The 12,665-nt window shown below is 71.3% G+C and carries 11 protein-coding genes; 8 read left to right on the forward strand and 3 right to left on the reverse strand.

Features of this window, described 5'->3' with window-relative positions; genetic code table 11:
- Positions 1–247: 247 nt before the first annotated feature.
- The 4 genes from uvrA to HUG12_RS19585 all read left to right on the forward strand — a co-directional run bounded on the left by uvrA (position 248) and on the right by HUG12_RS19585 (position 6,053).
- Complete coding sequence (gene uvrA, locus HUG12_RS19570) at positions 248–3,217, forward strand: excinuclease ABC subunit UvrA (RefSeq protein ID WP_179270385.1); 2,970 nt, start codon at positions 248–250, stop codon at positions 3,215–3,217.
- A gap of 38 nt (positions 3,218–3,255) precedes the next feature.
- Positions 3,256–3,648, forward strand: a complete 393-nt coding sequence (locus HUG12_RS19575) for a hypothetical protein (RefSeq protein WP_179270386.1) — start codon at positions 3,256–3,258, stop codon at positions 3,646–3,648.
- 64 nt (positions 3,649–3,712) lie between these two features.
- Positions 3,713–4,723, forward strand: a complete 1,011-nt coding sequence (locus HUG12_RS19580; protein ID WP_179270387.1) for a WD40/YVTN/BNR-like repeat-containing protein — start codon at positions 3,713–3,715, stop codon at positions 4,721–4,723.
- Between the two features lie 250 nt (positions 4,724–4,973).
- Positions 4,974–6,053, forward strand: coding sequence for a geranylgeranyl reductase family protein (locus tag HUG12_RS19585; protein ID WP_179270388.1), 1,080 nt, complete (start codon positions 4,974–4,976; stop codon positions 6,051–6,053).
- A gap of 286 nt (positions 6,054–6,339) precedes the next feature.
- Here the strand turns inward: HUG12_RS19585 and ygfZ are convergent, their stop codons facing one another.
- Both ygfZ and HUG12_RS19595 read right to left on the reverse strand, forming a co-directional pair.
- On the reverse strand, positions 6,340–7,443 hold the full coding sequence (gene ygfZ / locus HUG12_RS19590) for a CAF17-like 4Fe-4S cluster assembly/insertion protein YgfZ (RefSeq protein ID WP_179270389.1): 1,104 nt from the start codon (positions 7,441–7,443) through the stop codon (positions 6,340–6,342).
- 90 nt (positions 7,444–7,533) lie between these two features.
- Positions 7,534–7,833 (reverse strand): DUF6432 family protein, encoded by a 300-nt coding sequence (locus tag HUG12_RS19595; protein ID WP_179270390.1) that lies wholly within the window; start codon positions 7,831–7,833, stop codon positions 7,534–7,536.
- A 106-nt stretch (positions 7,834–7,939) separates the two neighbouring features.
- Here HUG12_RS19595 and HUG12_RS19600 point away from each other — a divergent pair, with 106 nt between their 5' ends.
- A complete protein-coding gene (locus HUG12_RS19600; protein WP_179270391.1) occupies positions 7,940–9,226 on the forward strand; it encodes a DUF7093 family protein in 1,287 nt (428 codons plus the stop codon).
- 235 nt (positions 9,227–9,461) lie between these two features.
- Entirely contained in the window at positions 9,462–9,845 is a 384-nt protein-coding gene (locus HUG12_RS19605) for a DUF5611 family protein (RefSeq protein ID WP_179270392.1), read from the forward strand.
- A gap of 422 nt (positions 9,846–10,267) precedes the next feature.
- Here the strand turns inward: HUG12_RS19605 and HUG12_RS19610 are convergent, their stop codons facing one another.
- Positions 10,268–11,002 carry an SDR family NAD(P)-dependent oxidoreductase gene (locus HUG12_RS19610; RefSeq protein ID WP_179270393.1) on the reverse strand — a complete coding sequence of 245 codons (735 nt, stop codon included), beginning with the start codon at positions 11,000–11,002 and terminating at the stop codon, positions 10,268–10,270.
- Between the two features lie 79 nt (positions 11,003–11,081).
- Between HUG12_RS19610 and HUG12_RS19615 the strand changes: the two genes are divergently transcribed.
- Positions 11,082–11,522 (forward strand): universal stress protein, encoded by a 441-nt coding sequence (locus HUG12_RS19615; protein WP_179270394.1) that lies wholly within the window; start codon positions 11,082–11,084, stop codon positions 11,520–11,522.
- Between the two features lie 164 nt (positions 11,523–11,686).
- On the forward strand, positions 11,687–12,655 hold the full coding sequence (locus HUG12_RS19620; RefSeq protein WP_179270395.1) for an ROK family protein: 969 nt from the start codon (positions 11,687–11,689) through the stop codon (positions 12,653–12,655).
- The last annotated feature ends 10 nt before the right edge of the window (positions 12,656–12,665 follow it).

A 12,665-nucleotide genomic window follows, 5' to 3' on the forward strand; every position in this document is an offset into this window, starting at 1 on the left:
GGGTCGTCCCCGAACGCACCTGTCCGGTCGGCACCCGCCGTGGCCGGACCGACTCCCCACCGTGGTCGCCCGCGCGGCCCGCCCGACCGCGATTCCCGGGTCGCCCCGGGCGCCGTCGCGTCGACGGACTCGGACCCCCTCCGGCAGCCATGACGCGCCGGTTAAGTGTCTCGACCCCCTGCATCGTCGTAATGACCGAACGGGTGTCGAGCACCCGCGACGCGGTGCTCCGACGGGGTGGTCGGTAGTGGCGAAGGACTTCATCGAGGTCACGGGCGCGGAGGAACACAACCTGAAGGACCTCGACGTGTCGATCCCGCGGGAGAAGTTCACCGTGGTCACCGGACTGTCGGGGTCGGGCAAGTCCTCGCTCGCCTTCGAGACGGTGTACGCCGAGGGGCAGCGCCGCTACATCGAGTCGCTGTCGGCGTACGCGCGGAACTTCCTCGGGCAGATGGACAAGCCGCAGGTCGAGAGCGTGGAGGGGCTCTCCCCGGCCATCTCCATCGACCAGAAGAACGCCGCGAACAACCCCCGCTCGACGGTGGGGACCGTCACGGAACTCCACGACTACCTCCGACTGCTGTACGCGCGCGTCGGCCAGCCGCACTGCCCGGAGTGTGGCCGCGAAGTCGGCGAGCAGTCGGCCCAGCAGATGGTCCGCCGCGTGTTCGAACTCCCGGAGGGGACCAGGGCGAAGATCGCCGCCCCCGTCGTGCGCGACCAGAAGGGGGCGTTCGAGGACCTGTTCGAGGAACTGCGCTCGGGGGGGTACGCCCGCGTCGAGGTCGACGGCGAGGAGTACGACCTCGCGACCGAGACGCCGGACCTCGACGAGAACTACGACCACACCGTCGACGTGGTCGTCGACCGCGTGAAGGTCCGCGAGGAGGACCGCTCGCGCATCACCGACTCCGTGGAGACCGCGCTGGAGGAGGCGGACGGCGTGCTGAAGGTGATCCTGCCGGACCCGCCCGCCGACGTCGACCTCGGCACCGAAGCCCGCTCGACGGGCGACCTCGCCGGCGACGCCGCCGAACGGCTGGTCGTGGAGTTCTCCGAGGAACTCGCCTGTACCCACTGCGGCATCGACTTCTCGGAGATCGAGACGCGGTCGTTCTCGTTCAACTCCCCGCACGGCGCCTGCCCGGAGTGCGAGGGCATCGGCTCGACGAAGGAGGTCGACGAGGACCTCGTCGTCCGCGACGAGTCGAAGCCGATCAAGCACGTGTTCGAGCCGTGGAGCTACAACCGGAACTACTACCGGACCCGCCTCGACAACGTGGCCGAGCACTTCGGCGTGAGCGTGACCACGCCGTTCGAGGAACTGGACGACGACGTGCAGCGCCAGTTCCTCCACGGCACCGACCGACAGGTGTCCTTCGAGCAGCAGACCAGGAACGGCGTCCGTCGCAAGACCCAGCGGTTCGAGGGCGTCATCCCGAACCTCGAACGCCGGCACGTCGAGACCGACTCCGACCGCACGCGCGAGCACATCGAGGAGTTCATGGCCGTCACCGAGTGTCCGGCCTGCGAGGGGACCCGCCTGAAGCCGCAGTCCCGCTCGGTGTACGTCGCCGAAACCGGCATCGCGGAGGTGAACCGGATGTCCATCGGCGACGCGCTGGCGCACTTCGAGGGGATGGAGTCGACGCTCACCGACCGCGAACGCACCATCGCCGAGGAGATCCTGAAGGAGATCCGCGCACGCCTCGGCTTCATGGAGGAGGTCGGGCTGGAGTACCTGACGCTCGACCGGGAGGCCTCGACCCTCTCGGGCGGCGAGAGCCAGCGCATCAGGCTCGCGACCCAGGTCGGTTCCGGCCTCGTCGGCGTGCTGTACGTGCTCGACGAGCCGTCGATCGGCCTCCACCAGCGCGACAACGACCGACTGCTGAACACGCTCGAGGGATTGCGCGATCTCGGGAACACGCTCATCGTCGTCGAGCACGACGAGGCGACGATGCGCCGGGCCGACGAGATCATCGACATGGGTCCGGGGCCGGGCAAGCACGGCGGCCAGGTCGTCGCGCAGGGCGACTTCGACGACATCGTCGCCTCCGAGGAGTCGATCACGGGCGACTATCTGGCCGGCCGCAAGGACGTCGACGTGCCCGACGAGCGGCGCGGAAGCGACGCCGCGCTGACGATCAGGGGCGCGCGCCAGCACAACCTCAAGGACGTCGACGTGGACGTCCCGATCGGCCAGTTCACCGCCATCACCGGCGTCTCCGGGTCGGGCAAGTCCACCCTGATGCACGACGTGCTGTACAAGGGGCTCGCCAGGACGATGAACGACAACACCGAGGTCGACCCCGGCGACCACGACGCCATCGAGGGGACCGAGCACGTCGAGGGCGTCCGGCTCATCGACCAGTCGCCCATCGGGCGCACGCCGCGCTCGAACCCGGCGACCTACACCGACGTGTTCGACTACGTCCGGGAACTGTTCGCGGACACGAAGCTCGCAAACCAGCGCGGCTACGAGAAGGGCCGGTTCTCGTTCAACGTCAAGGGCGGCCGCTGCGAGGAGTGCGGCGGCCAGGGCACCGTGAAGATCGAGATGAACTTCCTCTCGGACGTGTACGTCCCGTGCGAGGAGTGCGGCGGCGCGCGGTACAACGACGAGACGCTCGACGTGACGTTCAAGGGCGCCACCATCGCGGACGTGCTCGACATGACCGTCGAGGAGGCGTACGACTTCTTCGAGTCCCACACGGGGCTCAGCCGCCGGCTCGGCCTCCTGAAGGACGTCGGCCTCGACTACATGCGGCTCGGCCAGCCCTCGACGACGCTCTCGGGCGGCGAGGCTCAGCGAATCAAGCTCGCCGAGGAGCTCGGCAAGAAGGACTCGGGCGACACGCTCTACCTCCTCGACGAGCCGACGACCGGCCTCCACAAGGAGGACGAGCGGAAGCTCATCGACGTGCTCCACCGCCTCGCGGACAAGGGCAACACGGTCGTCGTCATCGAGCACGAACTCGACCTGGTGAAGAACGCCGACAACGTCCTCGACCTCGGCCCCGAGGGCGGCGAGGGCGGCGGCGAGGTCGTCGCCACCGGCACCCCCGAGGAGGTCGCCCGCACCGAGGGCTCCTACACCGGGAGGTACCTGCGCGACTACCTCCCCGACGTCGACCTGGAGGGGCCGCGTGCGGACCGCCGGCTTCCCGCGCGGGAGGAGGAGGCCGAGGCCCCCGCGGCGACCGACGACTGAGCGAAACCGGTTTCCCCCGGGTTTCGAGTCCCACGTCCATGCCCGCACGACGGCTCGGCGACCTCGCGTACGCCCTCGCCGGCTGGTTCCTCCTCGCGCTCGCGCCCGCCGCGGGGGTGATCGAACTGCTCTCGCTCGGCGCCGTCGGCACCGGGCCGGCGTTCGTGCTCGCCGCGCTCGTCGCGGCCCCGCTCGCGGCGTTCCACTGGCTGGGTCGCCGGTCGGTGGGCCCGCTCGGCGCGATGTTCTTCTGGGCGGTGGCGCTGTCGGTCACCGCCGGCCTGCCGCTCGCGTTCCTCCTCGACAGGTTCGCTGTCGGGGGCGGGCTCGGCGCCCCGGCGGTGCGGCTCGCGTTTCTCGCGGTCGTGTACGCCGGCGCGTACGTCGTCGGCGTCCGGCGACGGTCCGACGGGTTCGCGGTCCGGCCGTGAGCGGCCGACCACCTCCCCCCGAGTCGACGCGAGGCTTTTGTGACTGTCACGCACAGTTCCACGCATGGTCACCGCCTACGCCGCCATGCGCGACCGCTTCCTCGCGGCCGACCCCGACGCGGGGACGACCGTCTCGACGGCCCTCGACGGCCGGTCGCTGGAGTGCGTCGCCGTCCACCCCGACCGGTCCGAACGCGTCTTCGTCGGCACCTTCGAGTCCGGCCTCCGCCGGTCGACCGACGGGGGACGGTCCTTCGAGCGCGTCGACGACTTCCCCCACGACGCCGTGATGTCGGCCGCCGTCTCCCCGCACGACCCGGAGGTCGTGTGGGCCGGCACGGAGCCCTCGCGGGTGTACCGCTCCGCGGACGGCGGCGATTCGTGGACCCACCTCGACGGCCTCGTCGACCTCCCGTCGAGCGACGACTGGTCGTTCCCGCCCCGACCCCACACCCACCACGTCCGCTGGCTCGAACCCGACCCCGCGGACCCCGACCGCTGGTACGTCGCCATCGAGGCGGGGGCGCTCGTCCGGACCCGCGACGGCGGCGCGACGTGGGAGGACCGCGTGCCGGGCTCCCGGATCGACAACCACTCGCTCGTCACCCACGCCGACGCCCCGGGGCGGGCCTGGGTCGCCGCCGGCGACGGCTACGCCGAGACCGACGACGGGGGCGACGGCTGGCGACACCCCCAGAGGGGGCTCGACAGGACCTACTGCTGGAGCGTCGCCGTCGACGAGCCGGCCGAGGACGGCGCGAATCGCGTTCTGGTCTCGGCCGCGCGCGGCGCGTACGAGGCCCACAGGGCCGAGCGCGCCGAGACGTACGTGTACCGCCGCGAGGGTGACGGCGACTGGGAACGGCTCGACGACCGAGGACTCCCGCTCGGGAAGGGCGTCACGCGGCCGGTGCTCGCACGGTCCCCCTCGGACCGACCGGGCAGGTTCTACGCCCTGTCGAACCGCGGGCTGTTCCGGACGGCCGACGCGGGCGACTCGTGGGACGCCGTCGGCGTCGACTGGCCCGACCGCTTCGCCGACCAGACGGCCCGCGGGCTGGCGGTAGTTCCCTAGACTACGGCCGACTCGCTCCCGGTTCACCCCGGCGGACGCTCCCACGGTTTCAAGGCACGGAACGGGACCATCGTCGTCGATGACGTAGCCGGCGACCGGACGGCGTGGAGCGGGTGCGCGACGCGTCGCCGTCCGGAGGGGAGCGTCGCCCGCACGCCACGACCCGGGGTCCGAACCGACGGTGGCACGTCGGACCGGGACCCGTCCCGCGAACCACGAGACATATCTCCCTCCGCGCACAGCCGGAAGTATGTACGATTTCGTCGTGGTCGGCGTCGGCCCGGCGGGGGCGCGGTTCGCCCGGCGCGCGGCCGAGTCGCGATACGACGTGCTCGCGCTGGAGAAGGGCGAGGTCGGGACGCCCCTCGCCTGCTCGGGCCACGTCTCCACGGACGTCTGGAACTACGTTCCCGAGGGGGCGCGGGAGGACCTGTTCCAGAACCGCGTCTACGGCGCGGAGTTCCACGTCGGCGGCCCCGACGGGGACGGCTACCGGTTCTACAAGCGCGAGGAGGTGTCGAACGTCATCGACCGCGTCGAACTCGACCGGACGCTCGCGGACGCCGCCCGGGAGGCCGGCGCGGACGTGCGGGAGGGCCACACCGTCACGAGCGTGGAGGAGCGGGCCGGCCACGTCGCCGTCACCGCCAGCGTCGGCGGCGCCGAGCGCACCTTCGAGGCCCGGATGGTCGTCGGCGCCGACGGCCCGGTCTCCCGGGTCCGCCGGGGGCTCGGCCTCCCGGAGCCGGACGAGACGCTCCACGGGGTGCTCGCGTTCGACGAGGAGCCGGACGGCGGCGACTACGTCTCGGTCCACCTCACCGCGCCGCGCTTCTTCGCCTGGCGCATCCCCCGCGGCGACGCCGGCGTCGAGTACGGCCTCGCCGCGCCGCCGGGCCACGAGGTGAACGAGCTGTTCGACGAGCTCACGGACGCCTACGACGTGGAGACGGACCACTTCTGTTCGGGCGCCATCCCCATCGGCCCGCCCGAGCGGACGACCGCCACACGGGGGTTCCTGATCGGCGACGCCGCCGCCCAGACGAAGCCGTTCACCGGCGGCGGCATCCTCTACGGGATGCGCGCGGCCGACGTCGCCGCCGACGTGGTCGACCCCGAGGACCCCACGACGCTCCCGCGCTACGAGGAGGCGTGGCGCGACGAGCTGGAACGTGAGATCCGGTTCGGCCACTGGATCCGACGGGCCTACTCGCTGCCGGAGCCGGTCCAACGTGCGGGGCTGTGGGCGCTCTCGGGAGAGATCGGCGTCCACATGGACGAGCCGAGTTCGTTCTTCTCGCGCGAGCACCTTCGAAAGTTGTTCTCCTGAGGGGGCATGGAATCGTTCGTCCCTTCGGTGTCGACGGTGTGACGGCCACAGTCGGCGAGAAGTCCCCGGAAGCCCCCGCTCGCTGACCGAGCCCCGACGACGCAAGCACTGGAGCCGAGGGAGCGAAGTCGTTCGAAACGGCGAAGCCGTTTCGTGATGACGAGAGGCGCGAAGCGCCTCTCGAACCACGACCGAGGTGAAGCGCGCAGCGAGCGGCCCCTTCCACTCCCACCCGGAAGTCAGTCGGGGTCGTCCCTCGCCGGAGAATCGGCTTCGTCGCCGGCGGTCACTCGGGGTACGTCGGGAGCCGGGCCGAGTCTGCGCTTCCCTCGACGAAGGGGAGGTCGACGCGTTCTGCGGCCACCTCGTCGCCGCCGACGCGGACGGTCAGGTTGCTTCCGTCGGAATCGAAGTCGACGAACGCGAGCGCGACGGGGGCGTCGAGCGTCGGCGACTCGACGGCGCGGGTCACCTCGCCGACCGCGGCGTCGCCGTCGAACACCGCGGCGCCGGAGTCGGGGAGCTCCTCGGGCCGAAGCCCGACCAGCCGACGGCTCGGCCGGCCGCGGTTCTCCACCTTCGAGACGACCTCCTGGCCGACGAAACAGCCCTTCTCGTAGTCCACGGCGTTCCGGAGGCCGACGACGTTCGGGAGTCTGCCCTCGAGCTCGGACTCGAACTGCGGCGTTCCGGCTTCGAGGGTGAGCGCGTCCCAGGTCCGGTAGCCGAACGGCGCGGCGTTCAACCCCCGCGTCAGGAGGGTGTCGAACACGTCCTCGGCGTCGGCGGCCGCACAGATCACCTCGTACCCCTCCTCGCCGAGCGGCGCGTCCGCCGCGACGACGGTGACGCCGATGTCCTCCTCGGGACCGCCGTCGATTCGCCCGCGAACGAACGAGAGCGCGGGTTCCGGCGCGCCGGCACCGTTCAGCACGGAGGCGACCTTCTCAGTGGCGTTGTGGCCGTGGACGCCGAACACGCCGAACTCGTCGCTCGCGTCCCGGAGTTCGACGTCGTCGATGAACACCTTCCCCGACCAGTCCTCGACGAGTGGCCCCGCCCGGTCCGGCGGCGTGAAAAGCAGGAGCCGCTCGCCGGCGTTGTAGACGTACATGTCCGTCTCGACGGCGCCCTGCGGGTCGAGCAGCAGCGCGTACGTCCCCTCGCCGTCGGTCGTCGGCACGCGGTTCGAGACCGCGTTGTCGACGAAGTCGACGCGGTCGTCGCCCTCGACGACCACGACGCCGTACCCCATCTCGATCGCCCCGACGCCGTTTCGTACGGCCCGCGCCGCACTGTCCGGGCGCCCGTAGTGGGCGACGACCTCCCGGCCGCCGCGCTCCTCGAACGTCGCGCCGTGGTCCTCGTGGACGTCAGCGACCAGACTCATGGCCCCGCGTACGGCCCCGGCATCAAAAGGCCCCCCGGTCGACCGGCGACCGGCGACCGGCGACGTCGCGGTGACGGTCGACCGACGAGATCACAGCCCGAACCGGTCCCTGATCGTGTCGAGGAGCCCCGCGTCGTCGTCCGGAACCTCGCCCGGGTCGGGGACCACCCTGTCCTCGGGGAAGATCCTGACGCGTTCGCCGTCGTCGTTCACCTCGATGAGCCCGTCGTCCTTCAGGGTCGCGAGCGCGCCCTCCAGTTCGTCGATGCCGGCGTCCACGCCCGAGCGGAGTTCGAGGACGGTCATTCCCTCGTCGGCCCTTGCGACGAGCGCGTCGAGGACGGCGACCTCCACGTCCGCACGGTCGCGGAACTCCGACCGCGCCTTCATACGCGGGGTATCGGCGGGCGCCGGTTTACGTGTACCGGCGTCACCGTCTGTCGGGCGTCAGACGGTGAGGGAACCCTTTTGTCCACGAAGCCGGTGTTGGTCGGTAATGGGACTCAGGTGCCTGCTCGGTCACGACTTCACGGAGCCGACGGCCGAGCGAGAGCGCGAGGAACGGGGGGACGAGGTCGTCGTCACCATCAGGGAGGTGAAGGAGTGCCGACGCTGCGGGGAGACGCAGGTGATCACCGAGAACACGGAGGTCACGTCCGTCGACCGGCCGGCCGACCGGGGCCGGAGCGGAGCGGAGCCGAACACGGGGTTGTTCTCGGGGGAACCCGACGCGGGCGGCGCCGGCACGAGCGACTTCGACGCGGGCGGCCGGTCCGGCGTGCGCGTCGACGAGGCCGAGGCCACCGACATCGACGAGGGGTTCGACCACCCGCACGGGGATCCGGAGGACGTGGACCCGTCGATCGAGAACGACGCCGAGATCATCAGGGAGGGTCCCTCCGACGCCCCGGAGGAACCGTCCGGCGCCCCGTCCGGGGAACCCGACGTCGGGTCCCGAGCGCGTGACGCCCACGACGAGGAGGGGGCCGAACGGGCCGCCGAGTCGACGGTCGCGGACGCCGAACCCGCCGGGAACCCCGAGCGCGGCCACGGGGAGTGGCCCGACGCCGACCGCAAGGACGCGGCGGGTGCGGACGAGGAGGCGACCGGCTCTCGCGGCGGGTGGCCCGACCCGGACGGAGCCGACCGCACCGCTCGCGACGGGGCCGTCGACAGCGAGGGGTCCGCGGCCAGCGAGGCCCGCACCGGGGTCGTCTCCGGCGACGAACGGGACGGGGCCGGCGGAACGGCCGCGACCGGGGACGAGGACGTCGAGTTCATCGACGCCGACGGACGGGACGACGCGGACGGACCGGGCGCCTGGCCCGACCAGACGGGCGAGGACGAGGGATTCGACGCCGAGGTGGGAACCGGCGGGTCGGACGGGGACGTCACCGTCGACGGGAACCTCACCCCCCGGGTGAACCCCGACGCCGACCCGGGGGAGGACGTCGAGTTCATCGAGGCGGAGTCCTCGAACGCCTCGACCAGGGAGTCCCGGCCGTCGCCCGGCGTCTCGCCGACCGGGGGTTCGGACGACCCGTCGAGTTCGGCCACCTCGCCGACCGGGCCGGCCAGGAACGGAACGTCCAGCGGCGGCGCGGCGGACCGCTCCTCACGGAGCCACGAGGTCGAGTTGACCACGACCGTGGGGGACCGCGAGACGGAGTACGTCTGCCCGAAGTGTGGCGCGCGCGAGCGCGTCGGCGCCTCCTCCATGCGGGCGGGCGACATCTGCCCCGAGTGCAAGCGGGGCTACATCGAGGAGCGGGAACTGGAGTAGCTCCCCGGTCACCCCCAGCGAAGTTCCAAATCCAGTTCTCCAACGTCCCGTCCTCCGGTCGGTTCCGTTCTCAGTCCGGTCCTTCCGCTCTGCCCGCCCCGTCGCTCCGTGCATCCCCGTTCCGGTCCAGTTCGTTCACGTCGGACTCGCCACCCCGGAGCGTGCGACGGGTGCACACGGGACGCCCGTCACGTCTGACGAAACTCGTTTAGGGACCCCTGCCGAACGGGTGGCCATGAAGCAGTACAAGATGCGCCGCGGAGAGCACCTCGAGGACCGGATGCCGGACCTGAAGGGCGAGATCGAGGAGCGGTTCGGGCCGGTCTCCGGCACCGAGGAGCACGACGGCCACGAACTGTACGTCGTCGAGGAGCCCGACAACCCCGTCTTCGATCGGATCCTCGCCGGTGCAGCCTCCTACTCCGGCAAGAAGGACAAGCTCGCGGTCCACTTCGAGGAGCGACCGGCCGAGGAGGTCATCGCGGAGGGGAACGCCGACGCCGCTGCCGACGCCGTGGACGCCAAGAACTCCTTCCTGCTCGACGCCACGGGCCGGGACGCGAAGTCGCGCCGCGAGTCGCTGAAACGCGAGGTCGAGGACGACGCGCCCGACTACTGATTCTGGGCTCGTGTGGCCATTCAGTACCGGAGAGTCGGTAGCGACTGCACGACCTGCTCGTTAGCCCCGGAAGCCTCCGCCGCTCCCGACCCGTGGATCGATTCGGGTATCGTGGTGCGGTTCCCGAAGCCCCTGCGGCTGTCGACTCGGTAGACTGCTGCGCTCCTCGCTCCCTCCGGTCGCTGCGGTGCTTGGCGGTCCGTTCCTTCGCCGACCCACTGGAGAGCACGCTCTCCCGAGTTCAGGGCGCACGCGCCCGTGAAAGCCGCAGCCCCTTTCAGTCCGGCCCGGACCGCACCTCGCCCTCCCGTACCTCGGAGCACCCTCCTCGGAAACTCACCCCCGCTCGCAGGCTCGCTCGCGTGACCGAGGCGCGGCCGCAGTTCGCCACGACCCGTCGTCCCGACCGTAGTAACCCGGAATCAGAGCCGCTCCGGCAGATACCCCCCGTCGACCTCCACGTTCTCGCCCGAGACGTACCCCGACTCCTCCAGCAGGAAGAAGGAGAGCACGTTCACCAGGTCCTCGACGGACGCCCACCGGCCCCGGGGGGCGTCCTCGGGGAACGCGTCGGAGGTCTCGACCACGTACGGCGAGACGGCGTTCACGGTGACCCCGTCGTCCTGGGTGTCGGCCGCGAGCATGCGCGTGAACATCAGCACGCCCGTCTTGGCGATGAAGTAGGGCGCGTTCTTCGGGTGGACCATCGACTTCCCGCTGCCGGCGTAGCCCACGTTGACGATGCGCCCCCACCCCCTCTCGCGCATCCCCGGCAGCGCGCGCTTCGAGCAGAGGTACGTCCCGTTGACGTTCGTGTGGAGGACGGTCTGCCACGTCTCGAACGGGATGTCCGCCCAGTGTTCCGGCGCGAACGCGCCGACGTTGTTCACGAGCACGTCGACGCCGCCGAGTTCGGACTCGACGTCCGCGAACAGGCCCTCCACCGCGTCCGGGTCGGTCACGTCCCCCTGGACCGTCGTCGCCGCGACGCCGCGCTCGCGGGCCTCCTCGGCCGTCGCCTCCGCCTCCGCGCCGCTCGTCCGGTAGTGGACCGCCACGTCGGCGCCGTACTCCGCGCACGCGAGCAGGAAGCCGCGGCCGATCCCCGTCGCGCTGCCGGTGACGAGGGCGGTCCGCCCGGTCAGGTCCGGTTCCATGCCCGTCCGCTCGCCCGCCGCCGACTAAACGCTGCCCACCGTCGCTACCCTTTTGATACAGGGGTCCAAGTCGCCGCGTATGCCTATCGAAACCGTGCTGCTCGCGGTCGGTCGCGACGATGACGCTCGGATGAAACGAATGGTCGAGGCCGCCGTCGACCTGGCCGCCTCGGCGGACGCCCGAGTCATCGTGGCTCACGCCTTCCCAACGCAGGGATCCGTGGACGACGCGCTGGGCCGGCTCGACATCACCGGTGGATCGCCCGACGACGTGACCCGTCGCCTGGAGAGCGTCCGCGTCGCGCGGTCCGAACTCGAGGCGGCTGAGGTGAACTTCGAGATCCGTGGCCTCGTCGGCGACCCCGGCAGCGCCATCTCGGACCTGGCCGGCGAGGTCGGCGCCGACCGCGTCATCGTCGGCGGCCGGAAGCGCTCCCCCACCGGGAAGGCCGTCTTCGGCAGCACGGCCCAGGAGATCCTCCTGTCCGCGCCGTGCCCCGTCACGTTCGTGCGCGAGTGAGTACTCGCTGGCTTCCTCGGAGGCTGGACGCCCGAGAGCGTCCCCGTCCCGTTCCGCGGCCCGGCACCGTCTGGGTTCGAACGCCCATCAGTTCGCCCGAATATTCACTCGCGGACGGGTGAGAAACGGCACCGTTACGTATCGCGGCGGTCACCGTACGAGTGATGGCTTCGTACGTCGGCGTCGACCTCGGCGCGACGAACGTCCGCGCGGTGGTCGGCGACGAGGAGGCTCGAGTTCTGGGCCGGGCGAAACTTCCGACGCCCGACGGCCCCACCGGCATCGCGATCACCGAGGCGGTCCTCGACGTGACCCGGGGCGCGTGCGCCGACGCCGGCGTCGACCCGAAGACCGTGCAAGCGGCCGCCGTCGCCTCGTTCGGGCCGTTCGACCTCGCCGAGGGGGTCGTCGACAACCCGGCGAACTTCCCGGACACGGTCGGGCGCATCCCCCTCACGGGCCCGCTCTCCAACCTGCTCGGCACCGACGAGGTGCACCTCCACAACGACACCGCCGCGGGCGTCATCGGCGAGCGCTTCCACAGCGAGCGGAACCCCGACGACATGGTGTATCTCACCATCTCCTCGGGCATCGGGACCGGGGTCTGCGTCGACGGCAACGTCCTCTCGGGGTGGGACGGCAACGCCGGCGAGTTCGGCCACGTCGTCGTCGACCCCGACGGCGCGATGACGTGCGGGTGCGGCCGGGAGGGCCACTGGGAGGCGTACTGCTCGGGCGAGAACGTCCCCCGGTACGCCCGCCACCTGTTCGGGACGACCGACACCCCCACGGACCTCCCCGTGAACGCCGACGGCTTCGACGCCGCCGACGTGTTCGGCGCACACGGCTCGGACCCCCTCGCGGACCTCGTCGTCGAACGCGTCCAGCGGTGGAACGTGCTGGGCGTGGCGAACATCGTCCACGCGTACGCGCCGCTCGTCGTCATCGTCGGCGGCGCGGTCGCGATCCACAACCCGGAACTCGTCGTCGACCACCTGAACGAGCGGCTCGCCCCGGAGGTGTTCACCAACGTCCCGGAGGTCCGGCTCACCGAACTCGGCGACGACGTGGTCGTGAAGGGCGCGCTCGCCTCCGCGCTCACCGACGGCACCGGCGACCGGAGCCGGCTGTAACCGGCCGGCG

The organism is Halorarum salinum (assembly GCF_013402875.1).
In the GTDB taxonomy this organism is placed as follows: domain Archaea; phylum Halobacteriota; class Halobacteria; order Halobacteriales; family Haloferacaceae; genus Halorarum; species Halorarum salinum.

Excerpts from the sequence above, each read along its gene's own strand:
- HUG12_RS19610 (WP_179270393.1), bottom strand. The coding sequence starts at position 11,002 with ATGGAACCGGACCTGACCGGGCGGACCGCCCTCGTCACCGGCAGCGCG.
- HUG12_RS19580 (WP_179270387.1), top strand. The coding sequence starts at position 3,713 with ATGGTCACCGCCTACGCCGCCATGCGCGACCGCTTCCTCGCGGCCGAC.
- HUG12_RS19605 (WP_179270392.1), top strand. The coding sequence starts at position 9,462 with ATGAAGCAGTACAAGATGCGCCGCGGAGAGCACCTCGAGGACCGGATG.
- HUG12_RS19615 (WP_179270394.1), top strand. The coding sequence starts at position 11,082 with ATGCCTATCGAAACCGTGCTGCTCGCGGTCGGTCGCGACGATGACGCT.
- HUG12_RS19600 (WP_179270391.1), top strand. The coding sequence starts at position 7,940 with ATGGGACTCAGGTGCCTGCTCGGTCACGACTTCACGGAGCCGACGGCC.
- HUG12_RS19620 (WP_179270395.1), top strand. The coding sequence starts at position 11,687 with ATGGCTTCGTACGTCGGCGTCGACCTCGGCGCGACGAACGTCCGCGCG.
- HUG12_RS19595 (WP_179270390.1), bottom strand. The coding sequence starts at position 7,833 with ATGAAGGCGCGGTCGGAGTTCCGCGACCGTGCGGACGTGGAGGTCGCC.
- HUG12_RS19585 (WP_179270388.1), top strand. The coding sequence starts at position 4,974 with ATGTACGATTTCGTCGTGGTCGGCGTCGGCCCGGCGGGGGCGCGGTTC.
- ygfZ (WP_179270389.1), bottom strand. The coding sequence starts at position 7,443 with ATGAGTCTGGTCGCTGACGTCCACGAGGACCACGGCGCGACGTTCGAG.
- HUG12_RS19575 (WP_179270386.1), top strand. The coding sequence starts at position 3,256 with ATGCCCGCACGACGGCTCGGCGACCTCGCGTACGCCCTCGCCGGCTGG.